This is a genomic window from Paucisalibacillus globulus DSM 18846 (assembly GCF_000482485.1).
Lineage (GTDB): Bacteria > Bacillota > Bacilli > Bacillales > Amphibacillaceae > Ornithinibacillus > Ornithinibacillus globulus.
The window spans coordinates 455,003-481,625 of sequence record NZ_AXVK01000001.1 but is presented as its reverse complement, the minus strand read 5'-3'; the positions used below and the strand labels follow the sequence as shown (position 1 = coordinate 481,625).

Sequence of the window (26,623 nt, the reverse complement as noted above, 5' to 3'; positions counted from 1 at the left end):
CTTAATTTATATAAAAAAAAAAACAACACACAACCCAAGAATAGAAAAACAACTGTAGCGTAGGCAGAATACGGAGACTCCTGCGGGAACAGCACGTGTCCGAAGACCCCGCAGCGGTGGTCTTTCCGCGAGGAGGCTGAGGCCGTGCCCGCGGCAAGGTAGACACTGTGAGGTTTTTTCGAACAGATGTCGCCCCTGTGCTGGAAGTAAAAGCGGAGTATTCTGCCGGAGCGGTCACAATACACTTCACTAGTATTTTTGTTCGTGTAAGTACTACACAAAGTTACCGCGCAGTTTCCTTCAACTATTTGTTTAAATTAATTCTAAAAAATACATAGCTTTATTAAACTTCAAAGAGGCTAATCATAACGATAAGCCTCTTTTATCTTGCGTTTATAATATAATAGCTGTTAATTTTTATCTTTAATCCAATTCCAAAGATTACCCATTTCTTGCCATGCATTTTCATACCGTTGTAATTGCAATTTCAACTTTTTATTTTCTTCTTCCAATTGTTTTAAAAGTTTTTCTTGCTCTTTTTTTGCTAAATCCTGATGTTCCGCAAAATTTGATTTCATCTTCTCAAGTAACATTATTGCTGATTCTATTGTATCTTTTTCAGGAGTTACTTGTGAATCATCAAAGTTCCAAATTGTTTTTCTCCCACCAAGTTTACGTTCTTCTTTAGCACGTTGTATTTGTTCTTGGTACTCTTTACGAATAGTTGCATTCCATCTAAACCCACATGCTGCAGAAGTTCTTGATAATTGCTTTGCTACCTCTTTAAAGGCTTCAAGTTGCGTTTTTCCTTCTCTTATATGACGAAGTACTGTCTCGGCTAGTATAATGTCTTCATCTTCAGTCCAGGCGTCTTGCCTTGTCGCATTCATAACATCACTCCTTATCTCTTTGCTACCAATGTATGCACAAAGTAGGAGTGATAGAATACTCTTTATAATAATTTTCCAAATTATTCTCTTCTCTAGCTTCGATTTAAAAATGCTAACACTGCATTTTTATGCTCTTCTGAATCCCATAGTGTTGCACATTTTTCCACTTCTTTTTGCATGGTATCTTTTAAGCCTATTACACCTATTTCTTCTAGGAATATACTTTTTAATATTTGCATCTGCCTATAAGATTTAGTTAAATAAGATTTTAATAGTTTGTCCGTATTCTCCCACTCATTTTCATTTACAACTCTATGAATCCAGCCTTTCATTTCTAAAGTTTTCACATCATATATAGTACCTTCCATAATCCACTGATATGCAAAACTGGGATGTACTCGTTTGGCTAATAGTACTCCTCCGCCCCAGCCAGGAATAATACCCAGATTTGTTTGAACAAATCCAAACCTTGTACCACTTTTTGCAATTCGAATATCACATGCAGAAGCGATTTCACAACCTCCTCCTGCAGCACCACCATTCAATAAAGCAATTGTTGGTACTTTAAAAACTGCTAGTCGATGTAATACTTCCATCATCTTTAAAAGACTAGTCTCTGCATCAGCGACAGAAAGGTCTCCATGTAAATCTGTTAAATCCCCACCAGCACAAAACATCCTGTTTCCAGCTCCAGTCACAACTAGAAATTTCAAAGGATCATTATTTGCTTTTTCAAGCACCTGCAATAGACTCTCGGCCATTTCCATTGATATTGCATTCCGCTTCTCAGGTCGATTAATCGTGATTATGCCGTAAGCCTTCTCCGGATGAAATTGATATGTAATTGTCTTTATCATTGGACATCCCCCTTTTATGTTTATGATGCAAAAAACAGACCACATATTCTGTGATCTGTTTCGCTTATGTCCTATTATTTGCTAACAACTTCTTTTCCATCATATTGCCCGCAAGATTTACATACATGGTGTGGCTTTGTTAGTTCTCCACAATTTGAGCATTCTACCATGCCAGGCACGTGTAATTTGAAATGAGTACGACGTTGTCTTTTAACTTTTTTAGAAGTTCTAGTTTTAGGTACTGCCATGACTTACACCTCCTTCAAATACGAAAGAAACAAAAAAATAAAATTTATTATTCTTTCTCAATATCTTTGAATAATGACTCCAGCTTTTTAAAACGTGGATCAATTTTCACTTCATTTGGCTTTTCTGAAAGTACTTCCCAACCATTTCCCTGTTGAATCAATTCATTTGAATCGACGTTATCAGCAAATACTCGAAAAGGAACCTCCAATAGAATATTTTCCTTTATAAATGGCATTAAGTCAAGCACTTCTCCATGAATTGGATGAATTTCTGAATCATCTTCATCAGCAAAATAAGCTGAGCTAGTAAATATCTCTTTTGCTTCGATTTTAAATGGATAAGGAACATCGACAAGTGTACGCGCACAAGGCAAAATCATTTGACCAGTCATAGTAAATGTGAAGAAAAACTGTTCTCCTTGCATATTGCAAATACCTTGAACTTGTACTGGTTCAATTTCTCGTATGTCATTATTCATTATTTCTAGTTCAGAAACATCTACTTCACCAGAAAATGAAAAAGGCTTGTTATAAGCATTTTTCTTTAATTGCGCTAATGTAAATTTCATTAATTTCACCCCAAGGCAACAAGAGTAATTTTAAAAGGAAAATGTACTTTTGTCAATATATTTTCTTTACAGCAGATAAAAATATTCTTATTTGTAGCATTCCCCGACCCTTTTTTCTATAATCAACCATAACAGGAAATAATAATTTTGCAAACTGTTTAATCATATTAGGGGTGTTTAAATGAATATTTGTGGATTAATTGTAGAATACAACCCCTTTCATAATGGCCACGATTATCATATTAAAGAAGCTCAGGAAGTAACAAATGCAGATTGTATGATTGCTGTTATGAGTGGGTCATTTCTGCAGAGAGGAGAGCCTGCTATTATCGATAAATTTCATCGAGCGAAAGCAGCGCTTAACTCTGGAATTGATATTGTAGTTGAATTGCCATTTGTCTATGCTGTTGAAAGTAGTGATTTATTCGCTAAAGGTTCTGTAATGACACTTCATGAATTAGGTGTCAATAATATTTGCTTTGGAAGTGAGTCTGGTGATATTCAAAAATTCATTCAGGGCTATTCCGTATTTATTGAGAACAAAGATATGTTTCAAAGCATACTTAAAACAGCTTTAAAATCTGGAAAATCATTCCCAGATGCTAGTAAAATTGCATATGAAGCAATTGGTTTAACGGAGGATGGAATGGATTTATCTAAACCAAATAATATTCTTGGTTTTAGTTATGTTAAGACTATTTTGGAAAATAAGTTACCCATCCAACCTTCAACAATACGAAGAAAAAATAATGAATACCACGACACAGAAATAACCGGTTCAATTACTAGCGCTACAAGTATTAGAAAGCAAATTTTTGATCACCAAATACACATTTCAGCATTAAAACACACCATGCCTACTGCTACCATTGACCAACTAACTGTTTATAACAATCAAGCAAAAACATTGCATTATTGGGAAAAATATTATCCTTTCCTTCATTACAGAGTTACTACGATGTCCTATGAGGAACTAAGGTTAATTCATGGTGTAGAAGAAGGAATAGAATACCGTATAAAAAAAGCAGCAAAAGATGTCCACTCATTCAATGAATGGGTCGAACGAATAAAAACTAAACGGTATACGTGGACAAGAATACAGCGAATCTTTGTTCATATACTAACGAACACAAAAAAAACTGAAATTAACCTTTTATCTACACCACAATCTGTTCCATATGTACGTCTTTTAGGCATGACAAAAAAAGGACAACACTATCTAAATAAAATAAAAAAAGAAATGAATGTTCCTATTTACCAGAAACTTTCTCGAGATTTACATCCAATGCTACAGCTTGAAGAAAGAGCTACAAATACTTATTATAGTATTTTACCGAGTGAAAATAGGTATTCATTGATGCAACAAGAATTTAAAGGGCCAGTTAGGATTCCCTGACAATGACTTACCAAAATAGGACAGCCCCCCCAACATACATTGTTGGGGGTCTGTCCTCTCTACTCTAATTCCTCAAGCAAATAATTTAATGCATCGTCAAAATTATCTACCGGAACAATAACCATCTCCGTATTAATTTCTTCTGCCGTTTTTTTAGCAACTTCGTAGTTGGAGTCTCCCCCTCTACCAGCCTCATTAGGTGCAAAGAAAACATCAACACCCTCTCGGTCTGCAGCAATTACTTTTTTATCAATTCCACCTATTCTACCAACATTACCTTCATAGTCGATTTCCCCAGTACCTGCAATTTCATGACCTTTTGTTAAATCACCTTCAGTAAGCTGATCATATATTTCTAACGAAAACATTAACCCTGCACTTGGGCCACCGATATTTCCACTTGTAAAGGAAACCTCCGGATTAACTTTAACATCTCTGTCTGTAACTAGTGTTATTCCAATCCCAATTTGTTTTGTTTCCTGATCAATAATATCTAAAATAATTTCTTTTTTTATTTCCTTCTCATTACGAAGAATAGATAATGTCACTGTGTCTCCAAGGTTCTTATTTTCAATATAAGTAATTAAATCGATTGATTCCTTAATTTCTGTATCATCAATACCGACGATATGGTCACCCATCTCTAGGATCCCATCAGAAGGCATATCAGGTGCAACACTGACTACATAGACCCCTTTATAGTCTATTGTAATCTCTTTTCCTGCTGCGGTATAAGCAACCACTGTTGACGCTTCTTGCGAGTTTTCCATCATTTGAAGTTGCGCTTGGAAATACTCATCGTCCGATATACCTTCAGGACGAATATCATTAATATCCATAATGTCATGATGAGGTAAAACTTTTGCTAAGACAAATTGAACTGGTGTTGCTTGCCCCCCACGAACAGTGACTAGATGAAAATCTCCCTCACTCTTGTCAGCACCCTCTACTTGAACAATAGGATTTAAAGCATCAGCACCACCTGGTTTTTGAATATAATATGGTAATTCGTATGTAGAAAGAAAAAAAGCAATGATAACAGCTACAACTAAAGAAATTACTTGCCCTTTAGAAAACTTCATAGTCGACCCCTTCCATAGCAAACATCTCAAGCCTTTCAAACGCTTTAAATAATATAAATAATCTATCTGGGTAAAAGTGTATGGCATATTCAGGTAATGTATGAGCGTATATTGATATAGATATTTAAAACTTGTCTAATTCATTATTTGTTTTAAAGAATAAAATATCAGACTAGTTTTATTTTACTACTATAAAAAAAATAAGTACAGTTATGCAATTACTAGGAGGCAGTCTTTTGAAGCAATTATCCAAAACGTTTATACTTGCTGCAGTAACCTTTTTCTTCGCATTTACATTAATTAAATATCCCAGTAACGCCTTGGAGGCAAGCATCCGCGGTTTAGATATGTGGTGGGAAGTAGTATTTCCCTCTCTGTTACCCTTCTTTATCACTGCTGAACTATTACTTAGTTTTGGGGTTGTTAAATTTTTGGGGGTAGTGTTTGAACCTATAATGCGTCCACTTTTTAATGTTCCTGGCGTTGGGAGCTTCGCTTGGATTATGGGGATGGTTAGCGGCTATCCAACTGGCGCAAAAATATCCGTTCGACTAAAAGAGCAAAATCAAATTACACAAGTTGAAGCTGAGAGACTTGTTGCCTTTACAAACTCTTCCAGTCCTTTATTTATATTTGGGGCTATTTCTGCAGGCTTTTTTCATGATGTAAAATTAGGCGTACTGCTTGCAGTCAGTCACTATGTGGGGAACGCTCTAACTGGAATTTGCATGCGTTTTTATGGAAAAAATATGGATAAGCCTTATAAAAAGGAGAGTCGTAAAATATCGCTTAAAAGGGCTTTTAGCGCCATGCATGAAACAAGAATACTTGATAAGCGACCAATCGGAGAAATTTTGGGGGATGCCGTCATTAACTCCATTAAAACACTGGTTATGGTTGGGGGATTTATAATCCTATTTTCCGTGTTGAATAAAATGTTGTTTCTAATTGGGCTTACACCTATTATTGCAACGCTATTCCAAAGTATTTTCCATGTACTATTCTTACCAGTAGAACTGGCACTTCCTTTTATATCAGGACTTTTCGAAATCACTCTAGGGGCTAATATGGTATCCAAAGAAAATGTTGATCCTTTTCTATCAAGTGTTATAATTGTCAGCTTTATTCTTGGATTTAATGGTTTTTCCATCCAAGCCCAAGTTGCTAGTATTATTTCCAAGAGTAAAATACGTTTTTATCCATATTTCTTTGCACGCATATTACATGGCTTTATTGCAAGCTTCCTTACCATTTTACTCTATAAACCACTCTATCTAGATAAAAAAGATTATAATCTGGAAGATATGCCTGTATTAAACCCTGAACAAGACAGTGAGTGGGTAAATATACTAATGACTTTGGAGCAAATTGGTCCTATCATTACAATAGGTGCCTTCGGATTAGCATTTCTTATATTATATAAGCGAGTTAAAAATAAGCAGTAATAGAAGTATGGCTGTCTTTTAGGAATACCCACTAGACAGCCACTAATTTACTGTTTATATTTACTCTTTAATGCTTCTGCTACAACTACAGGCACTAAGTCAGTTACATCTGCTTTATATTTAGCTACCTCTTTAACGATACTAGAACTTAGGAATGAGTATTGATTATTAGTCATCATAAATAACGTTTCAATCTTTGAATCTAACTTTCGGTTCATTGCTGTAATTTGCATTTCATATTCAAAATCACTGATAGCTCTTAATCCTCTTAAAATAACTTGTGCATTTTTCTCTTCTGCATAATCAATTAATAAACCATCACTTGAATCAACTTTTACATTCGGTATATGTTTAGTCGATTGTTTAATAAGCTCTATTCTTTCCTGTACAGAAAATAATGGTGCTTTTGATTGATTATTGAATACAGCTACTATTACTTCGTCAAATACTTTCGATCCTCTTTCAATAATATCTAAATGTCCAAAAGTAATAGGATCAAAACTTCCAGGACAAATTGCTAATTTAGTCATACTAGCACCCCTTTGTTTAGTATAAAGTGAAACTGCATTTAGTGAGGGTGATTGTTTTCCCCCACTGATGATAAATACAATAAATCATGGTTGCTCTAGCTGCCTATCCCCACTAACAACTCTTATGTAATAGTTGAATTCTTATAGTGTAGGTTTGACAGCTAGTTAACTTGCGATAAACAATTATATCTTTTGATAGATAGTTACCCCTATAGTCCCGTACTTTAACTGTTTTATTAGGCTTAGTCCTGAGACCTGTTCCGGTAATATATCTTTTAAATCATGCTCGCAATAAATAATACCCTCATCATTTAGCAATTGTTCTTTTATAATAGTCTCTAGTAATTCCAAGTAGCTTATTTTACTATATGGAGGGTCTAAAAAGATTAAGTCAAATCTAAGTTCTCTTTTGGCTACTGCAGCTAAAGCTCTAAAAGCATCAGCTCTAAATATCTCACTTTGTTCTTCTAATCTTAACAGAGACGTATTCTCGCGGATGATTTGAATTGCTTTTGGATGTTTATCAACGAAAATACAGTTATCCATTCCTCGGCTCAAAGCCTCTATACCTAAAGAACCACTTCCAGCAAATAAATCCAAGGCTTTTCCCCCTTGAAAAAAAGGGCCTATTATTTGAAAAATAGATTCTTTAACTTTATCTGTTGTTGGCCTTGTATTGTTTCCTGGTACCGCCTTTAGCTGCCTTCCCTTATGTATTCCAGCTATTACACGCATCATATTCACCTCTAATAATCACTCGTTACAATCCTACCACAAAGAAAATAGTATTAAAATAGAATATATTTATTCTAGAAATATTTTTTATCATGTATATTATTTTCACCTTTGTACATAATAGCTTAATGGAACAGCTAATGCGTAGCTTGGTTGTTTCAAAACACGGAGAAGACTTACACTTCCCCATAAGTTCTCCTCCGGTTTCTCCTCTCCCTTTGCCTTTTTGTTTTCTAGCAAGAAAACAAAGGGACCTGCAGAATTATTTCTGCAGGTTTTTTTATTTATTTCGCAATTTGGATAAAGCTTAGTTGGTATTCTTTATAAAGTCCGCAGTAATAAGGACTATATTTCAGAATCAGTCGCATGTTCTGTCTGCGAGGGCCCAGTTTTCCTGATTTAGTTGCATGGTCATGCGCGCCCTTAGACCTCAACAGCGGAAATCCGTATTTTTATATGGAAACGCACGTATTTCAGCTATAAAATGATTAGTAGTTACTGCGCTGTTTACATCTACTATATAGTAGATATTGAACTGTGAAACAAACATCTTTTAGCTAAAAGGCCATTTCATTATCTTTCAGATGTAATGCATGTCTATTAATATTTCCCCTATTAATAGTTCCAAAAAAACAAAAAACCTCCCGCTGTTGGCGAGAGGTATTATATTCCCATTTTATAGTCATATTGCTTGGCTTTGTCAGGTTTTGCATTCTCGTATTCTGTACGAATAAATGGTTTATAGGAACGATCTACCTTTGAAACAAATGAGTATTTCAATAATTTCGTTTCAATTTCATCGATTTTATCTTGATCCACATACATAACCGCATACTTTAACTTTTTTGATATATAAATTATATATCCTAGTCGTTTTAATTGTTTTATGTTTTTTGAATGTTGAAACCAAATAATGATTCCTTGGCGTTTCGTTCTCATGAAAAGGTCCTCACAATTTTAGGCTTATTTATTCAGTAGTTTAACAGAATAACCTCAAAACATCAATATCCATATATTAAGATACTTTACATCCACAGCCTCCACCATGTCCACAGCCATGATCGGTAAGTGCTGCACCATCCTTTGGCACTTTAATTTGATCACTTACACTAAAAGCAATATATTGACTTTTTTCATCTAGTAAACCTTGAAATTTACGTTCTGCAACTTTAAATGTTGCAACTTTATCATTTAAATCCATTGCTCGTTTCTTCACACGAACGGATTTCATTATGTCAGAGTAATCTGGATGATATCTACCAAATCGCTGTACATCTTCATATTGATCTTTCACAGCTGCGAATTCTTTTATTAAGCGCTGTGTCTCTGGATCTGTATCCATAGCTAGTTTTGCGTTCTTGTACTCTTCATAAAGATCAGAGCTGAGCACCATATCTGCTAGCATTTCAGATTTGTCTAATATTGTTACATATTCTAAGGTAGCTATCATAATTTTATTCACCTCCACCAATAGTTTATCATCTTTTTGGCGAAAATGAAAAACAATTAATCTTTCATCATTTCTGCAAATTGCAAAAGCATCCCTACCATTTGAACATTTTGATTCACTTTTTCAACTTTTTGTGAAAATGTCTTTCCATAAAAACGTTTGGCCTCTTGTTCAATATCAGAAACCTTAGACGGATCCCTCGATAAATATCGATACCACTCCGGATTATTCCGAATAAAGTTCATTAGATCTGGTCTTGAAACTAGATGATTATATAATTTTTCATCCATAGTATTCACTAATCCTTAAACCAGCTAAAGGGATTTCGTTCATCCGTACGAGGTCCTTTTTTAGACCCTTGATACTGGTCTATTAATTCTTGAATGGTCGAGATTGTTCCACTTAATTGATGGACTTGTTTCTGCACTTTGTCAATATCCATATTTTCGGCATATTTCATTACTTGATTAAGAAACTCTGACTTATTCTTCTCTTTATTCTCTGATTGAGATGGAGATTCATCCTCTTCTTTGAAACCATCCCAATACGCATCATCATCACCTAGAAGCATCCATTTTTCATAATACTCTTGCCAGGAACGCCCAGATTTCCTTATTTCCTTACGAAGCTTTGGATGTTGATTTATAAAGTCACGGAACCCTTGAATAGTTGGATGTAGAGTGTCATTACCCATATCATTTCACCCCATTTTAACAGCTTTTCATTAAGGCAATCATACACTAGTATAATTTATGCTGTTTCCATGGTTCCTGTGCACTGTCCTAAGCAATCTATTAATTTGGTTTAGTTAAAAAGTTTTGTGTATAATACAAACGGTAAACGCCGACGCCTAAATGTGTATACTCTTCTTGAAGTAGAGCTTCACGGTGTCCTTTACTGTTTAGCCATCCTTCTACAGCGGCTGGAGCATCAACATATTGTGCTGCAATATTTTCCCCAGCAGCAAAATAATATATTTCTTGTTGCTCAAGACGTTCTTTCAATCCTTCTCCGTCAGGACTGTAATGGGAGAAATAATTTTCATCTGACATGTCTTTACTATGAGAGAAGGCAACCTGACTGATTTCCTCTTCCCATATTAATGTATTTTTATTAAAACTTGTACGAATAACATTTGTAATATCAAATATTTGTTGCTCCATACCTTCCTCTACTTGTTTCCATTCTTTATTAGTTAATTTTGGTAACTCAGGTAACCCTCCGCGATACCGCAGTTCATAAGGTCTTTGCAAAAGTAGAATATCTCCAGTCATAACTCGAATGGATGAGAGTTGATCGGTAAATGTGTCAAAGTATACTTGTACATATACATTTTCCGATAGTTTAACTAGTGGGTGCATTTTTATATCCTCTTCGTCCATAAAAAATGTATAAGTCGATATACCGTGTCGATACGCAACTTCTTCTGTAAATTGTAGTTTTGCTTTTACACTTTCATAACTATCACCAAATGTTAAAGGCTCTATTGGAATATTATGACCTGTAGCATAAACCGTTTGAATTATGTCATCTATCACCCCGAACTGGATATATTGTGATTGGTCATTTGTATAAACCCACCAGGTATATCCATATCTACTTAAGTCTTTTCGCTTTGGTTCACCTAGCTCTTCCGTTAATTCAGATGTACCTTTACCTATCCAATGATAGATATCACCTTTAAACTTTTGATTTTTAATAATATTCTCTGGTACTTGCTTGTCGATAGGATCTTTTTGCTTTTGTGAAACAATATGACTAATATTATCAAGTGCCTTCTCCGGTTCCAGTTGCTTTTTTTCTAGAAGAAAGAATGAAATCAATACAACAATAACAAATAATACGAATACTTGAATCCAGCGCATTTTACTCTAGCTCCTTCTATTAAATCTTATAGTTAAACTATATGATTCACGATTTAGTAACATGCATAGAAACTAGTAATAATGACCAACTATCTTAAAATTCTCTAATTCAGTTTTGTATTACTCAGCTTCAACAAAAAATAATCGTTACAATTTAATGACTAACCGAATTTAATCCCACTTAAAAATTCCCATTTTCATTGCAACTTATGACAAATAATACTATTATTAATTTAGTGAGCAAAAATGTGAGGTGTAGAGAAAATGAAATTAGAAAACTTAGGAATTGAAGATACAGTAATGGATCTTAAGCCACTTGATCATTTAATGGGCTTACACGCATTCATTCGTGCTGGACAATGGGACTATGAAAGGGTTACTTATGACTACAAAATTGGTTCCAACGAAGAAAATGTTACATATTATATCCGCATTCAAGGTTATGCTATTGAAGGGGATGTGGACCGCAAGGATGCTGTGATTAAATTACTTACACCTTTACTTGGTAAACACTACTATCCACATGGAGTAGAGTATGGAGAAGGCGAAAACTTCCCAGCAAACCTTGTAGAGCGAGCAAACAAGATTTTACAAAAAGTTAGTGAAGAATTAAAAGAATTAACTGCTTAATAAATATAACAACTAAAATAAGCCAACTACTCATTATTCATAGAGTTAGTTGGTTTTTTATTCTCTACACTCATTAAGAGATAAATGGTATGTCAACACTAAACTAAACATTATTCTTAAGGAATATAAACGTTTTATAGTGCTAAATAAGATGTTCCTTATTGAAAATATAACACACAGTTTGTCACTTGACTTTGAGCCTCTGCAGGCGTGATTTGATTGCCTGAACGCCAGCTTATTAAAAACGTGCTGGCTTGCCAAAAAGGCTATCACGCTTTCTTCTCCAAGTAAAGTGGGCGCATGGTAGTTAGATAGCGGTCCTCTCTAACTGATTCTGGTGCTTGTATTCTCTTGGCGTTAAGTAATCAAGTGATTGATGAATTCGAATGTTATTAAACCAATTGACATAATCGAAGAGCTCCAGATCAAGCTCTTTCTGACTAGAAAAAACAGCCCCTTTAACGAACTCTGTTTTAATTGTTTTAAAGGTTGCTTCAGCGACTGCGTTGTCATATGGTGTACCCTTGTTGCTTAAGGATCGGTCAATGCCAAATGCAGTTAATGCTTCATCGATTAATTGGTTTTTGAATTCGCTCCCACGGTCAGTATGGAATAATCCAAGATGATTCAAACTGTATGGTACCGTCGCAAAAGCGCGTTGAACCAACTTTGCATCTTTCTTTGGACCTGCGCTATGACCAATGATCTCACGGTTGTGTAAATCAACGAGTACACAAATGTAATGCCATTTTTGTTGCACACGAACATAGGTCAAGTCACTGACATCAACTTTCAATGGTTGTTCTTGGGTAAATTCACGGTCTAATACATTGCCAACGTCCGATTCATTCACAGTTGACTTTTGTGGCTTAAATTGGGCAATCGTATATTTAGAAACAACCCCTTCCGCCTTCATGATTCTACCAATTCGACGACGTGAGACCTGCCAACCTTTCTTTTTGAGTTCTTTTTTAATTTTACGCTGGCCATAGACTTTTCTGTTTTCATTGAATATCTGGATGATTAGTTCTGTGAGTTCATCTTCCTCTTTTGTATCATGTTCCTTTGCTTCATAGTAGTACGTGCTTCGTGGAATTTGCAGGACTTCGCACATTGCTGATACCGAGTATTTGTGGCGGTTATTGCGAATCACATCTACTTTCGTCCCATGATCAGCGCGGCTTGCTTTAAAATATCGTTTTCCATCGCAAGTTTTTGATTCTCTTTACGTAGCTTGATTAACTCTTCCTGTTCAGGTGTTCGATTATCCTTTTCTTCAAACGAACCAGAACCATTGTACTGAATAATCCATCGATCTAAAGAAGACGGTGTCAGCTCATATTCTTTGATTATCTCGGATCTTGGTTTACCTGAAGCATGTAGCTGGACGATTTGTTCTTTGAATTCTTTGGTAAAAGTTCTTCTTTTTCTTTTGGTCATGACTGACTCTCCTCCGACTTATTGTTGAGTTCAGTTTATATGACCTTAAAATATTTGTCTAATTAAGTGTAACCGATTCAAAACCCCTCTAGTACAGCTAAACAAAGTTGTACAAATGAATAGTTTTATATGAATTTTGGAACGTCTCTCAACAATTTAATGAAATGAAAAAAGAAGTGGTAGCAATTACGCTACCACTTCTTTTATATACCTAAAATTGCTTTTATTAGACTTGTTGTTTGACCACCATCAAAGAATACATAAAGTAAGAAATATACTGCTATACCTGTAATAGCCGAACCAAACCAAATTACTGCAGTTATAGGTCCTATTTTGCGATGTTTAGTAATATTGCGCTTGAAGGCTAAAAATAGCGTTACAATGCCAAAAACTGCTCCAGTCGTCGCTAACGTAATATGAAAAATTAAAAATACCGTATAATAAATTTCCAATTCTTCAGGTCCACCAAAGCTTGTATTTCCAATGAAAATTGTACGTGACATATAAATAATAAAGAACAATAAGGCACTTATCGCCGCAGCTACCATCGTTTTTTTATGTGCCTTTGGTCTATCTGTAACGATAAATCTCCATCCAATTGCAACTAAAACAGCACTAAGAAAAATAAAAAAAGTACTAATCGTAGGTAAAATTGCCATGATACTATTCCTCTCCTACTAATATGAGAAAGGAGAATCTTTCTTTTCTCTCCCTTCTCTCCCTATTTAATTTACATCATTTGTTGGAACAGTTGCCGGTAATGGGTCAATCTTTAATGTTTCCGGACTAAACCAAGAATAAAATACTTTTGCTAAAATAGATCCATAAATTATTTCCTGCATAATCTTCATAATAATTCCGCCAAGCTGTTGATCTTCTAATGTACTCATCGATGAAAACATTTCAGGGCCTGTAATCTGGAATGAAGACGCAAGACTTGATAGAACATCACCAGGTACACATAATGCTAATGCTTGAATCCAAGCTCCATTTGAACTGTAAGCCGCAAACAATGGTACGTCTGAAAAAATTATCAATACACAGGCTGGAGTGATTAATACACTATTTCCAAAGATATAAAAAATCTTACCAAGTGGATGTGTAATTTGAGCAAATTCCTTAAGTGGTGACATAATTGGAAACCAAACTAAGAAACCAGCAATCAATAATACTAAATGAAAGGATGTATGAAATACAGGTGATGATTTGGTTAAGTCAAATATAAACGGTAGGTGATACATAGAAAATAATCCATTAAATAATATAATTGAAACTAGTGGGAAAGTTAGTAATTTCATTATTTGTTTAATTACTGGTTTAAGAAGTACTTTTTCCCATATCCACACTGGAATACCTTTAATCATAAGTATCGGAAAAACAATTAAATATATCGCCATTTGAATCATATGTGCAGTAAGAGTTATATGAGTTAATAAATCAATAGGCGAACCTTTTACAATATAGAGTAATACCAAGCCTAGATAAAAAAAGCATTGCTGTTTTATCGTTGGCTTTTCTTCAACTCCAAATTTATAACGAAGCGGCCCAGTAATTAAGAAATATATAACACCTAACGAAATAACGAATAAAAAGAAATAAGGACTCCATAATGCACGAAACCCGAATAATTGTAAATTAAGCCACATTGTAATTCACTCCATAGTTATCCTATTATCTATCCTTTTAATTATAACCTAAATTCCATACAGAAACACCGGTTTAATATGACAACTTTTTAAATATATAGTAGATAGTTAAAATTTCCTAACTACCAAATAAAATAGGACCGGGGATACACATTCCCCGATCCAAATTTTTACTACCACCAAATTACTAAGCTAAGTGCAGACACTGTTAAGATAGCCGCCCACACTCCACCGTATATCATTACAGATGCTAATTCATGACCTTTATCCTTCATGTGCATGAAATAATAGAACTGAAATGCTACTTGTATTAGTGCAAGAACTAGTAATAATGGAATAGCAAGCATTTTACTCATTATACCAGAGCCCACAATCAAAAATGCAATGATTGTAAATAGGATCATTGTGGCAAAGGTAATTAACTGCTTTTTCATTTCTTCTTTATTTTGTTGTCTTTGAAATTCATTGGATTTGGTGTTATTAGTCATAGTTTACGCCACCTTCCCCATTAGGTATACCACTGTGAAGATGAATACCCATACAACATCAATAAAGTGCCAATATAGACTAAATGTATTGAACTTCGGTGCGTTGTAAAGATTTAATCCACGTTTTGCATTTCGAATCATAATAGCGGATAACCAACAAAGACCAAATAAAACGTGCCCTCCGTGGAATCCAACCAGTGTATAGAAAGCAGATCCAAAAGCAGAAGAGCGGAAAGTAAATCCAAATTCATGGATATAATGATAGAACTCATAAATCTCACAGCCAAGGAATCCGATACCTAGTAGTCCTGTAATACCTAACCACAATTGCATCTTTTTAAAATCGTTATTTTTCATGTGATACATTGCGTATACACTTGTTAAAGAACTAGTTAAAAGTAGCATTGTCATAAGAAATACTAATTCTAATCCGAAAAGTTCCTCTGATGTTGCACCACCTGCAGTTGAGTTTTTCAATGCAAGATACGTACCAAAAAGGCTAGCAAATAGAACTGTTTCTCCACCTAGGAAAAACCATAATCCTAGGAATTTGTTCTTACCTTCAAGGGTTGCCTTCTCAGGATGCTGTGGCATAACTTCAGGGTTTAAGGAATGATCGTGACTCATATTAGTCAGCCTCCTTTTCTAGTTCTTCTTTCGTGATATGGTAACCATGGTCATCCTTCAATGAACGAACTAGCATACAAGCTAATGCTAACCCCATACCACCAAATAAGAAGATGTAGGCTACATCAGTAACCGTTTGATAAATGAATCCAAAACCTGCAATAAAGAATCCTAATGATATTAAGAATGGAAGAATAGATCCATTCGGCATATGAATATCTCCAAGTGGTTCCGCAGGTGTAAGCTTACCATTACCTTCCATTTTTTCAATCCATAATGCATCTAAACCACGTACTAATGGAAGTTGCTTAAAGTTGTAATGTGGTGTTGGTGATTCAACAGCCCACTCTAAAGTACGTGCATCCCATGGATCTTGTGGTGCAGGATCACCTTTAAACCAGCTGTAGAAAGCATTATATAGGAATAAAATTACTCCTATGGTCATAAACACTGCGCCAATCGTACTTATAAAGTTACCTGTATCCAAACCTTGGTCCTCCAGGAACACCCAGTAACGGCGTGGCATACCCATTAGCCCTAAGAAGTGTTGGATAAAGAAAGTTAAATGAAATCCAATGAAGAAGTTCCAGAATGCCCATTTTCCAAGCCTCTCATTAAGAACTCTTCTAAACATAATAGGCCACCAATAATGTAATGCAGCCAAAATACCAAATACAACCCCACCCACAATTACATAGTGGAAGTGTGCGATAACAAAGTACGTATCATGATATTGGTAGTCTGCTACTGAAGTAGCAACCATTATTCCAGTCATACCTCCAATTGTAAATGAAGGAATGAATGCCAATGACCAAAGCATTGCTGAGTTAATCGTAATATTACCGCCCCATAATGTTAAGAGCCAGTTGAAAATCTTAATACCTGTAGGAACCGCAATTGCCATTGTAGCTATAGCAAAGATTGAGTTTGCAACAGGTCCCATACCAACTGTAAACATATGGTGAGCCCATACCATAAATCCTAAAAATGCGATTAGGATAGTTGCAAATACCATTGCAGTATATCCAAATAAACGTTTCCTTGAGAATGTGGCAAAAATTTCACTAAAGATACCGAACGCCGGTAAAATCAGGATATAAACTTCTGGGTGACCAAAGATCCAGAATAAGTGCTGCCAAATGATACTGTTTCCTCCAAGCGCTACATCAAAGAACGCTGAATCGAACATACGGTCAAACATTAACAAGAATAGACCGACTGTTAAAGCTGGGAATGCAAATAAAATTAGTACACTAACAACGAACGTTGTCCATGTAAATAACGGCATACGCATGTAAGTCATACCAGGTGCACGCATATTTACTATTGTTACTAGGAAGTTAATACCTCCCATTAATGTTCCGGCACCAGATATTTGTAAACCTAGTACGTAATAATCAACACCATGCCCAGGTGAAGTCGCTGAAAGTGGTGCATAAGCAGTCCAACCAGCATCAGGAGCACCCGTGAACCAACTTACGTTTAACATGATTCCCCCAAAAAGGAATAACCAAAAACCTAAAGCATTAACGAATGGAAACGCAACGTCTCGTGCTCCAATTTGGAGTGGCATGACTGCATTCATTAAGCCTAGTAATAATGGCATGGCCGCAAAGAAAATCATTGTCGTACCATGCATAGTAATCATTTCATTGTACAAACCAGCTGACATAAAGTCATTCTCCGGTTTGATTAATTGGATACGTATTAGCATAGCTTCTAATCCACCGAGTAGGAAAAAGAAACCTCCACCATAAAGATATAGTTTACCTATTTTTTTATGGTCAACAGTTGTCAAGTAATCCCATAATACGGCAGCGAAGCTTGTTTTCTGAGCAGTTACTGTACTCACAAAATAAACCTCCCTTTTTCAATCTATAAGCCCTATTTTAATCCACCAGCACTCTCGATTGTGATTTCAGATGGCTTTAATTGCAATAAATATTCTGCAATAAGTTCTGCATCTTCATCACTAACCTTTGGATATGCTCCAGTCATTTTATTTCCTGGTTTGATTAATTCAGGATTTACAATCCATTCAACAAGTTTTTCTTTTGTCATATCTTCTACACCAGCTAGTTTCGTACGGTCTCCAAAGTTAGTTAAGTTTGGACCAATTGCTGCAGGTGATGAACCGATTGCATGACAACTAATACAGTTGTTTTGTTCGAATAGATCTCTACCTTGTGCTGCTGTATCTGTTGCAGGTTCAGCAGTTTCAGGATCAAAGTTTTGCATGTCCGCAACCCATTGTTCAAACTCTTCTTGACTTACTACTACAACTTTAAAGTCCATTAAAGAGTGAGAAGGTCCACAGAACTCTGCACATTTACCCCAATAAACTCCCTCTTCATATGCATTGATGTAGAACGTATTTTCGTTTTCAGGGTTTACATCCAATTTACCCGAAAGTGTCGGTACCCAGAAAGAATGGATTACGTCAGATGATTTCATATTAAAATAAACTTTTGAGTCTGCAGGTATATAAACATCCTGACTTGTTTGGATATCCAGACCCTCATAATCAAAATGCCACCAGTATTGGTTTCCTGTAACATTAATATTTAAAGAATCACTAGCATCCGCATCGTCAGCTAAATCAAATTCATAAATAAGTGTTGGAACTGCAATAATGATTAAAAGTAAAATCGGAATAACTGTCCAAACTGTTTCTAGAGTCTTGTTTCCTTCTACTTGTTTAGGTATAAAATCTTCTTGCCCTTTTTTCTTACGGAATTTAATAAGAGCTAGAACTAATAGAACCATAACGATAAGTAAAACAAAAGACATGATAACAGTAGGTAAAATAATTAAATCCATTGCCTTATCGGCACCATAACCTTTTGGATCTAATGCTGTTAAGTTTTCCTTACCACAGGCTGATAGAAACAGTGCTACAAAACCTAACAGAGAAAATACCTTAAATTTTCCCATCCAACCTTTCATGTGTTTATACCTCTCTTTCTATTTTTCCTTCCTTATATAGGTAATTTAGTAAGGATCTTGATTATTAAATAGGAAAGCAATTTTTTCTACTCTTCCCCTTTAGTCACCCTAACCATTCCTTTTGGCAAAAACTGTTGACTATATTTAATATACCTAAAAAAGTCAAAATTATTGTATCTAAAAGGAAAGTAATGATAAAGGCAAGTACTTTTTTTCTTTTTTGTAAGCATTTTCATGATAAAAACTGAAAATTGTTTTTTTATTTCCGCAAGTACAATAGCATCTCCCATTTTTTTGAGGAAGTTGTCTCTTTTAAAAAACCATCCTGTATACCCCCCTTTTAACCTCAAAATAAAAAGAAACATATAAAACAAGCAACCTTCACTTTAACTTATATGTTACTGTTACATCAGGGTATGTTATGCCAATTGTATCACGGTTCAATCTTACAATCTATTTGCCCCCAGGTGGAAATCTGTCGAATTCGATCGATAACTTCTGACAATTTTGTGAACCTTTTGTTACAAACAAATAAAAGGCTAAATTGCCTTCTTTACAATTCAATCATCGTCTATGTAATCAAAACCAGAAGTACTCGAAAATTTACAGAATATCCCCTATACTATTTCTAGCAGACAATGAAAAAGTTTGCAAGGTTTTTTTACTATTTCCATTAGTTCCTTATTCAATTGCGTCTAATGTTTAACAATTATGTGTCAATTGCAGTTTTAACTTGAATATAATTTGCTTTATAGTAAGAATAAAGTTTATTATTAATATTGATATCATAAAGTGAAACTTCATTCAGTGTGTGCTTTGTTCTTGCTCCGCTTAATGTTAGTCAAACGAATCGAGTGTTTACGGCTGCCCTCCCCCACTCTGCTTTCATAGTTTTTCTGTAATTCTTGAAGTGAGGAGCATAAAGCTAGTTAACTTTCGATAAATATCTGTAGAAAAACACAACAGGATATAAAGTGAGGATAATGGTTTATGATTAGAATATTAAAATGGCTCTCGGTTCTAGCCGTCATAGGAATGACTTTCGTACTAATAGGTGGTGCATTAGTTACTAAAACAGAGTCTGGAGATGGTTGTGGTGATAGTTGGCCACTATGTAAAGGGGAATTAATTCCATCTGAAATAGATATGGAATTAATAATAGAGTTAAGTCATCGGTTAGTTTCAGGATCTGTAGGATTTATTGTTCTTATATTAGCCTTCTTATCGTGGAAACATATTGGCAACATTAGGGAAGTCAAATTTCTGTCATTATTATCAGTAATATTTCTTGTACTCCAAGGCCTAATAGGGGCTGCAGCTGTTATATGGGGACAATCGGACTTTGTACTTGCTGCACATTTTGGTATTTCCTTAATTTCATTCGCAGCAATATTCCTATTAATGTTATTAATATTTGAGATTGATAAGAAATTTGATGCCTCATCATTACATATTAAAAAGAAGCATCGAATAGAGATTTATGCTTTGACTATTTATACGTTAATAGTTGTCTACACCGGGGCATTAGTCCGGCACATAAATGCGAATTTAGTTTGTGGTGATTGGCCATTTTGTTCCAATACAGCCCCACTTGATTTTGCTTCTTATAGCTTTGAACAGTGGATTCAAATGGGACATCGCTTAGCAGCTGGTATTTTATTCATCTGGACTATAGCACTTTTCATAAGAATGATTAAAAACTACCGTAATAGTAAAGTAATGTATTGGGGATGGATCACAACAGTTAGTCTTATTTCCCTACAAGTTTTATTTGGTGCACTGATTATATTTACCTTATTAAACCTAGCAGTTGCTCTAATGCATGCACTTGTTATAACTTGTTACTTTGGAATGCTAAGTTATTTCATTCTCCTATCAACAAGAAGTGCAGCAATGGAAAAGAATAATGACGAAGACGTAGAAACTGTAAGTTCAATTATTAAATAAAAAAATGCAGCCAAATGGCTGCATTTTTTTATTGTTATTCAATTTCAATTAATAGATCATTTACTTCAATAGAATCTCCATCATGAACATGAATGGATTTAATTATTCCACTAAATGGTGCTTGAACAGTAGTTTCCATTTTCATGGCTTCTGTGATTACTAACTCATCACCTTTATCTACTTTCTGTCCCTTTTCACAAACAACTTTAAGAACTGTTCCAGGCATTGTAGCACCAATTTGCTTCTCATTTCCTTTATCTGCCTTAGGTCTTGTTGTAATTTGCGTTTGGACACTCTTATCTCGAATGTTAACCTGACGAGCTTGACCATTTAACTCAAAATACACAACTCTTGTTCCATCTTCTCGCGGTTGGGATATAGAAATTAATTTTACAATCAATGTTTTACCTTGCTCTATCTCCACCTGGATAACTTCACCTATATTCATCCCATAGAAAAATGTTGGTGAATCAAGAACAGATACATTCCCATACTCTTCATAAAAGTGATGATAATCCATAAATACCTTTGGATATAAAGCATAAGCTATCATATCAAAGCTAGTCACTTGACGATCAAGCGTTTTAAATAAAGTATCTCTCATATGCGTAAAATTAACAGGTTCTAATAATTGACCTGGTCTAACCGTGATAGGCTTTCTACCTTTTAAAATGATACGCTGTAGTTCTTTTGGAAAACCTTGATATGGCTGACCAAGATAACCACTTGCTAACTCAACAACGGAATCTGGAAAATCAATCGTATCACCTTTTTCATAGACATCCTCTTCCGATAGATTATTTTGAACCATGAAGAGTGCCATATCCCCTACTACTTTAGAAGAAGGAGTTACTTTAATAACATCCCCAAACATATCATTAACCCGGCGATACATTGTTTTCACTTCATCCCATCTATCTCCCAGGCCAACTGCTTTTGCTTGTTGTCTAAGGTTACTATATTGTCCTCCAGGCATTTCATGTTGATAGATTTCAGTATGTGGCGCCTTCATACCACTTTCGAATTCATGATAATATTCCCGTACATCTTCCCAATAGTTTCCTAACTTTTCATAACTCTGCACATTAATTCTTGGTTGTCTTTCCTTACCCTCTAGTGCATGATACAACGTTTGTGCACTTGGTTGGGATGTTAATCCAGCCATCGGGCCATTGGCAACATCTACAACGTCTACACCAGCATCAATTGCACGTGCATACATGTGAACTCCATTACCACTTGTATCATGTGTATGCAAATGAATCGGAATATCAACTGTTTCTTTTAATTCTGAAATCAATAAGTATGCTGCTTCCGGTTTTAACAAACCAGCCATATCCTTTATTCCAAGAATATGGGCACCTGACTGTTCAAGCTCTTTCGCTAGATTCTTATAATAGTTCAAGTTATATTTCGTACGTGAAGAATCTAAGACATCCCCTGTATAACACATTGCTACTTCAGCAATTTTGTTTTGATCACGAACCGCTTGAATTGCTGGTCTCATACCCTCTACCCAGTTCAAGCTATCAAAAATTCGGAAAACATCGATACCTGCACTTGCACTTTTCTCAACAAACTGATCAATTAAGTTATCTGGATAATTCTTATACCCCACTGCATTACTAGCTCTTAATAGCATTTGCAATAATACATTAGGCATTTTCTCTCTTAATGAAAGTAACCTTTCCCAAGGATCCTCTTTCAAGAATCTATATGCAACATCAAAAGTTGCTCCTCCCCACATTTCAACAGAAAATAGGTTTGGTAAAAGCTTTACGGTTGGCTCTGCAATTTTCTCTAAATCTTTTGTACGAATACGGGTTGCAAGTAGTGATTGATGCGCATCTCGGAAAGTTGTATCTGTTAGTAACACTTCCTTTTGGTCCTTCAACCACTGCGCTAAACCTTCAGGGCCTTTTTCATCTAAAATTTGCTTAGTCCCACTTTGAAAATCAATATGATCTACCTTAGGTACAACTGGATTCTCAAATGCAGGCTTACCTTTTTTTGTAACTCCTTCAAAACCATTAACAGTTGTTTCCCCAATAAAGGTTAGCATCTTCGTACCGCGGTCTTTACGTTTAGGAAAAACAAAAAGTTCAGGAGTCTCATCAATAAACGTTGTATTGTACTCTCCAGTAATAAATTGCTGATGAAGCATAACATTTTCTAAAAATGGAATATTTGTCTTAATTCCTCTAATACGAAACTCTTTTAAGTTACGAACCATTTTTTGTACAGTTTGTTCAAAGGTTAATGCCCAAGTCGAGACCTTAACTAACAGCGAATCGTAATGTGGTGTAATTTCTGCACCTTGGAAGCCATTCCCAGCATCAAGTCTGACACCAAATCCTCCACCAGTACGATATGCCATAATCTTACCTGTATCTGGCATAAAATTATTTAATGGATCCTCAGTTGTAACACGAGACTGTATGGCATACCCTTGCGTCGTTATTTTTTCTTGTACTGGTATTCCAATTGATGGCTCATGAATATTTTGACCATCTGCAATTTTTATTTGTGTTTGAACAATATCAACACCTGTAATTAATTCTGTAATTGTATGTTCTACCTGAACACGCGGGTTTACCTCAATAAAGTAAAAATCATTATCTTTTACCAAGAACTCAACAGTCCCTGCATTTAGGTAATCGACATTTTTCATTAATTGTACTGCTGCTTCACAAATTCTTTCTCTTAATTCATCAGACAGAGATAAACTCGGAGCAACCTCAACCAATTTTTGATGTCTTCTTTGAATAGAGCAATCACGTTCATAAAGATGTACGATATTACCGAACTCGTCGCCAATAATCTGTACTTCAATATGTTTCGGTTGTTCAATTAACTTTTCAACATAAACTTCATCATTACCAAAAGCTGCCTTTGCTTCCGATTTAGCTCGGTCATAACTTTCCCTAACGTTATTCGCACTTCTTACAATACGCATACCACGGCCTCCACCGCCGAGAGATGCTTTAATAATAATTGGATATCCATATGTACTACCAAAGGCTTCTACTTCTTCTAAAGATGTAACTGGACCATCCGTACCAGGTATTACTGGTAGGCCAGCCTGCACTGCCTGACTTCTAGCTCTCACTTTGTCACCAAACATATTTAAATGCTCACTTGTTGGTCCTATAAAAATAAGACCTTCTGCTTCACAGCGTTTAGCAAACTCTATATTTTCGGATAAGAAACCATAGCCTGGATGGATTGCATCTACCCCAACACGTTTAGCAATTTCAATTATTCCGTCAATATCTAAATATGCATCAATCGGTTTTTTTCCTTCTCCCACAAGGTAGGACTCATCCGCTTTATAGCGATGATAGGAGCCCAAGTCCTCCTTGGAATATATTGCTACTGTACGAATATTAAGTTCTGTACATGCTCTAAAAACACGTATTGCAATTTCACCACGATTAGCAACCAATACTTTTTTAATTTTCTTTAACTTGACCATTGTTTTCCTCCTTTAATCAATCGATTATTTGGAATATCATTTTCATTTACAGGAGCAGGTTCCCGTTCTTTCTTCTTAACTGTCATAGCAATATTGTTTAATACACCCATTGAAGCTAATAATATTAACAAGGAAGAACCTCCATAACTTACAAAGGGTAAAGTTACACCAGTAATAGGTAAAATCCCACTAGCAGATCCAAGGTTAATAAATGTTTGAATTCCAATCATTGATGATATACCAATAGCGAGTAGCGCACCAAAACTATCATTACATTTTCGAGCAATATATATTCCTCTCAAAACAATTGTTGCGAGCAAACCAATTACAATAATTACTCCAACAAATCCTAGTTCCTCTGCAACAACTGCCATGATGAAGTCCGTATGGGGGCCAAACAAATAACCTAATTTTTGAACACTTTGACCAAGTCCCTCACCAGTTAACCCTCCAACTCCTATTGCAACATAGGATTGTATTAGTTGATAACCGTCATCTTTCGGAGACTCAAAAGGTGCGTAGGCTCCAGTAAATCGACTAATACGTTCATCTGTAACCATACTTGGTATAGCAATCGCTACCAATAGTAAGCCTATTGCAACTAGCAAAAATAAATGCTTAAATCGAATTCCTGAACTAAAGATTACGGAGCAAGCAATTAAAAATATGATAGCGGCAGTACCAATATCAGGTTGTAGTACAATTAAACCAAGGATTGCTCCTGTTAAAATTAATGGAGGTAGTACTCCTCTGTTGAAATTATTAATATAGGATTGTTTTTTTGAGTAAACCGATGCTAAGTACATGATTATACCTAACTTCGCGAACTCCGATGGTTGAAGGTTTAAAGGACCCAAGTCAATCCATGATTTAGCACCCCCACGAACATCTCCAAAAGCAAATACTGCTAAGAGCAATATAATAATACCCATCACGATAATTGGTACAAGCTTTTGATATGCTCTATATGGAAAAAAGGTACAAAATAGAAATCCAACTAATCCCATCCCAAACCATTGCAATTGTCTAACTAAATAATGTGTACTTTCGTATCCCTCAACAACAACAGTCATTACCATACTTGCACTATAAATCATCACAACTCCAAACCCGGTTAAAACTATTGGTGCGATGAGGAGTGTAAAGTCACAATCTTTTAACCTTCGAAACATTTCGTCCCTCTCCAATTTGCATTAATCACTGATTAAAACTTTTTTCTTACTCTTTTTATGTACATTTAAACAAAAAAACCTTGCCATTCCATATGTAGGCAAAGTTTTTAACACAAAATACTCCCACACAAATTTAGTGGTATTACACAGACTTTTGTGCTGCTTCATGAAGTATGTTTAAACGCCTCTCTAGGTTTTCTAAAAGCGATTTTCCTTCATTTTCATTAATTAAGTTTAATCGTACGGCAAAATCGATCTCCCTGGAGAGACCAAACATTTGCGTATCTAAAACTTCCTCATATAACGGACATTGCGGCATAGTAAGGTTATCAATTTGGACTTCAATAAGCCGTAATATCTTATCAGCATCAGCCTTTAGAAGGGCATAGGCCTTTTCACGATGATCGATCGTAACCTTCTCTATCAAAATATCCCCTCCACCAAAACAAACTTAACTAAAACTTATTTTTTAAGCTTGTTCTCTTCTTTAATCATGCATTCCTCTACCATTATATTATCGTTTACTACTATAAAATGCAAATGTTAGTTACACTAAAAACATCATTATTAATGGTTCTTCAATCTTTGTCTTTTCATTTGTTGGATATGTCTGATATTCTTAAATGGTGATATATTTTTTGGAAAGGTGGAAAACTATGATTGTTCCTATACTTGGAAATGTAGCATACCAGATTACAATGGATCCTACTGTATGGATATTCGATGATCGAAAAATCATTTTAGAAGAGGCATTCGATGTTAATCTTAAAAAAGAAGAAATCGATGAGGTAAAATTAGCATCTGAAAAATGGGAAAATGCAATAGGAAGAACAGCTAAGCCCCCAGTTAATAAGAGCTTAACAAAACATGAAAGAGAAAACATTTTAAAATATTCTTATGTAATGCCTATCAATGACTTTTTAGATTATGCAGAGATAAAAGTTGGCTCAACTGATGCTACCCTTATTACAAATGATGGCGATATAGTGATGAGCATAGAACAACTTTATGACAGCTATTTGTTATTTGCAATTGATGGTAAACCACTGAAGGAAGACGGCCCAGTACATCTTCTGTATAAGGATGGCACCAATATGGATCAACCAATTAAGGGAATTAATAAAATTATAATAAATTAACTAATATTTCATTTACATAAAAATTACATCTCTAGAGGATAGGATA

At 35.2% G+C, this 26,623-nt stretch carries 27 protein-coding genes; 5 read left to right on the top strand and 22 right to left on the bottom strand.

Going from position 1 to position 26,623, the window contains the following annotated elements; all coding sequences use genetic code 11:
* Positions 1 to 410: 410 nt before the first annotated feature.
* The 4 genes from K332_RS0102545 to K332_RS0102530 form a co-directional block, all read right to left on the bottom strand.
* A complete protein-coding gene (locus K332_RS0102545) occupies positions 411 to 890 on the bottom strand; it encodes an RsfA family transcriptional regulator (protein ID WP_026906015.1) in 480 nt (159 codons plus the stop codon).
* A 92-nt stretch (positions 891 to 982) separates the two neighbouring features.
* On the bottom strand, positions 983 to 1,747 hold the full coding sequence (locus K332_RS0102540; protein WP_036687854.1) for an enoyl-CoA hydratase/isomerase family protein: 765 nt from the start codon (positions 1,745 to 1,747) through the stop codon (positions 983 to 985).
* Positions 1,748 to 1,821: 74 nt separating this feature from the next.
* Positions 1,822 to 1,995: a 50S ribosomal protein L32 gene (gene rpmF / locus K332_RS0102535; RefSeq protein ID WP_026906013.1), complete on the bottom strand. Its 174-nt coding sequence runs from the start codon at positions 1,993 to 1,995 to the stop codon at positions 1,822 to 1,824.
* A gap of 47 nt (positions 1,996 to 2,042) precedes the next feature.
* Positions 2,043 to 2,564, bottom strand: a complete 522-nt coding sequence (locus K332_RS0102530; RefSeq protein WP_026906012.1) for a YceD family protein — start codon at positions 2,562 to 2,564, stop codon at positions 2,043 to 2,045.
* A 181-nt stretch (positions 2,565 to 2,745) separates the two neighbouring features.
* Between K332_RS0102530 and K332_RS0102525 the strand changes: the two genes are divergently transcribed.
* The gene (locus K332_RS0102525; protein WP_026906011.1) at positions 2,746 to 3,960 is read left to right on the top strand and encodes a nucleotidyltransferase; all 1,215 of its coding nucleotides are present in this window, start codon (positions 2,746 to 2,748) and stop codon (positions 3,958 to 3,960) included.
* Positions 3,961 to 4,019: 59 nt separating this feature from the next.
* Here the strand turns inward: K332_RS0102525 and K332_RS0102520 are convergent, their stop codons facing one another.
* The gene (locus K332_RS0102520; protein ID WP_026906010.1) at positions 4,020 to 5,042 is read right to left on the bottom strand and encodes a SepM family pheromone-processing serine protease; all 1,023 of its coding nucleotides are present in this window, start codon (positions 5,040 to 5,042) and stop codon (positions 4,020 to 4,022) included.
* Positions 5,043 to 5,278: 236 nt separating this feature from the next.
* Here K332_RS0102520 and ylbJ point away from each other — a divergent pair, with 236 nt between their 5' ends.
* Complete coding sequence (gene ylbJ, locus K332_RS0102515) at positions 5,279 to 6,487, top strand: sporulation integral membrane protein YlbJ (RefSeq protein ID WP_026906009.1); 1,209 nt, start codon at positions 5,279 to 5,281, stop codon at positions 6,485 to 6,487.
* A gap of 47 nt (positions 6,488 to 6,534) precedes the next feature.
* Here the strand turns inward: ylbJ and coaD are convergent, their stop codons facing one another.
* The 7 genes from coaD to K332_RS0102480 form a co-directional block, all read right to left on the bottom strand.
* Positions 6,535 to 7,017, bottom strand: a complete 483-nt coding sequence (gene coaD, locus K332_RS0102510; protein WP_026906008.1) for a pantetheine-phosphate adenylyltransferase — start codon at positions 7,015 to 7,017, stop codon at positions 6,535 to 6,537.
* A gap of 183 nt (positions 7,018 to 7,200) precedes the next feature.
* Positions 7,201 to 7,752, bottom strand: coding sequence for a 16S rRNA (guanine(966)-N(2))-methyltransferase RsmD (rsmD, locus tag K332_RS0102505; RefSeq protein WP_026906007.1), 552 nt, complete (start codon positions 7,750 to 7,752; stop codon positions 7,201 to 7,203).
* Between the two features lie 663 nt (positions 7,753 to 8,415).
* Positions 8,416 to 8,691 carry a YlbG family protein gene (locus K332_RS0102500; protein ID WP_026906006.1) on the bottom strand — a complete coding sequence of 92 codons (276 nt, stop codon included), beginning with the start codon at positions 8,689 to 8,691 and terminating at the stop codon, positions 8,416 to 8,418.
* 76 nt (positions 8,692 to 8,767) lie between these two features.
* A complete protein-coding gene (locus K332_RS0102495) occupies positions 8,768 to 9,202 on the bottom strand; it encodes a YlbF/YmcA family competence regulator (RefSeq protein ID WP_026906005.1) in 435 nt (144 codons plus the stop codon).
* 56 nt (positions 9,203 to 9,258) lie between these two features.
* The gene (locus K332_RS0102490) at positions 9,259 to 9,492 is read right to left on the bottom strand and encodes a YlbE-like family protein (protein ID WP_026906004.1); all 234 of its coding nucleotides are present in this window, start codon (positions 9,490 to 9,492) and stop codon (positions 9,259 to 9,261) included.
* Between the two features lie 8 nt (positions 9,493 to 9,500).
* Positions 9,501 to 9,896, bottom strand: coding sequence for a YlbD family protein (gene ylbD / locus K332_RS0102485; RefSeq protein ID WP_026906003.1), 396 nt, complete (start codon positions 9,894 to 9,896; stop codon positions 9,501 to 9,503).
* A 100-nt stretch (positions 9,897 to 9,996) separates the two neighbouring features.
* Positions 9,997 to 11,067 (bottom strand): CAP domain-containing protein, encoded by a 1,071-nt coding sequence (locus tag K332_RS0102480; protein WP_026906002.1) that lies wholly within the window; start codon positions 11,065 to 11,067, stop codon positions 9,997 to 9,999.
* Positions 11,068 to 11,331: 264 nt separating this feature from the next.
* Between K332_RS0102480 and K332_RS0102475 the strand changes: the two genes are divergently transcribed.
* On the top strand, positions 11,332 to 11,697 hold the full coding sequence (locus tag K332_RS0102475; RefSeq protein WP_026906001.1) for a YugN family protein: 366 nt from the start codon (positions 11,332 to 11,334) through the stop codon (positions 11,695 to 11,697).
* Positions 11,698 to 12,004: 307 nt separating this feature from the next.
* On the opposite strand, the gene K332_RS0102470 is transcribed toward K332_RS0102475, so the two are convergent.
* The 7 genes from K332_RS0102470 to coxB form a co-directional block, all read right to left on the bottom strand.
* A protein-coding gene (locus K332_RS0102470) for an IS3 family transposase (protein ID WP_425414437.1) occupies positions 12,005 to 13,137 on the bottom strand; the annotation gives its coding sequence in 2 pieces (ribosomal slippage) (positions 12,005 to 12,855 and positions 12,855 to 13,137; 1,134 coding nt in all).
* A 203-nt stretch (positions 13,138 to 13,340) separates the two neighbouring features.
* Positions 13,341 to 13,796 carry a DUF420 domain-containing protein gene (locus K332_RS0102460; protein WP_026905998.1) on the bottom strand — a complete coding sequence of 152 codons (456 nt, stop codon included), beginning with the start codon at positions 13,794 to 13,796 and terminating at the stop codon, positions 13,341 to 13,343.
* 66 nt (positions 13,797 to 13,862) lie between these two features.
* Positions 13,863 to 14,783 (bottom strand): cytochrome c oxidase assembly factor CtaG, encoded by a 921-nt coding sequence (gene ctaG / locus K332_RS0102455; RefSeq protein ID WP_026905997.1) that lies wholly within the window; start codon positions 14,781 to 14,783, stop codon positions 13,863 to 13,865.
* A 173-nt stretch (positions 14,784 to 14,956) separates the two neighbouring features.
* Positions 14,957 to 15,271, bottom strand: coding sequence for a cytochrome c oxidase subunit IVB (gene ctaF / locus K332_RS0102450; RefSeq protein ID WP_026905996.1), 315 nt, complete (start codon positions 15,269 to 15,271; stop codon positions 14,957 to 14,959).
* A 3-nt stretch (positions 15,272 to 15,274) separates the two neighbouring features.
* Positions 15,275 to 15,898 carry a cytochrome (ubi)quinol oxidase subunit III gene (locus K332_RS0102445; RefSeq protein WP_026905995.1) on the bottom strand — a complete coding sequence of 208 codons (624 nt, stop codon included), beginning with the start codon at positions 15,896 to 15,898 and terminating at the stop codon, positions 15,275 to 15,277.
* Position 15,899: 1 nt separating this feature from the next.
* Positions 15,900 to 17,750, bottom strand: coding sequence for a cytochrome c oxidase subunit I (ctaD, locus tag K332_RS0102440; protein ID WP_026905994.1), 1,851 nt, complete (start codon positions 17,748 to 17,750; stop codon positions 15,900 to 15,902).
* Positions 17,751 to 17,782: 32 nt separating this feature from the next.
* Positions 17,783 to 18,844, bottom strand: coding sequence for a cytochrome c oxidase subunit II (gene coxB, locus K332_RS0102435; RefSeq protein ID WP_026905993.1), 1,062 nt, complete (start codon positions 18,842 to 18,844; stop codon positions 17,783 to 17,785).
* A 990-nt stretch (positions 18,845 to 19,834) separates the two neighbouring features.
* Here coxB and K332_RS0102425 point away from each other — a divergent pair.
* Complete coding sequence (locus K332_RS0102425) at positions 19,835 to 20,791, top strand: COX15/CtaA family protein (protein ID WP_026905991.1); 957 nt, start codon at positions 19,835 to 19,837, stop codon at positions 20,789 to 20,791.
* Between the two features lie 34 nt (positions 20,792 to 20,825).
* On the opposite strand, the gene pyc is transcribed toward K332_RS0102425, so the two are convergent.
* From pyc to K332_RS0102410, 3 genes are all read right to left on the bottom strand, one after another.
* A complete protein-coding gene (gene pyc / locus K332_RS0102420) occupies positions 20,826 to 24,266 on the bottom strand; it encodes a pyruvate carboxylase (protein ID WP_026905990.1) in 3,441 nt (1,146 codons plus the stop codon).
* On the bottom strand, positions 24,254 to 25,438 hold the full coding sequence (gene ftsW, locus K332_RS0102415; protein ID WP_026905989.1) for a putative lipid II flippase FtsW: 1,185 nt from the start codon (positions 25,436 to 25,438) through the stop codon (positions 24,254 to 24,256). The genes pyc and ftsW overlap by 13 nt, the downstream gene beginning before the upstream one ends.
* A 142-nt stretch (positions 25,439 to 25,580) precedes the next feature.
* Positions 25,581 to 25,862, bottom strand: coding sequence for an Fpa/YlaN family protein (locus K332_RS0102410; protein ID WP_036687981.1), 282 nt, complete (start codon positions 25,860 to 25,862; stop codon positions 25,581 to 25,583).
* Positions 25,863 to 26,094: 232 nt separating this feature from the next.
* On the opposite strand from K332_RS0102410, the gene K332_RS0102405 reads away from it, so the two are divergent.
* Positions 26,095 to 26,577, top strand: a complete 483-nt coding sequence (locus K332_RS0102405; RefSeq protein WP_026905987.1) for a hypothetical protein — start codon at positions 26,095 to 26,097, stop codon at positions 26,575 to 26,577.
* The last annotated feature ends 46 nt before the right edge of the window (positions 26,578 to 26,623 follow it).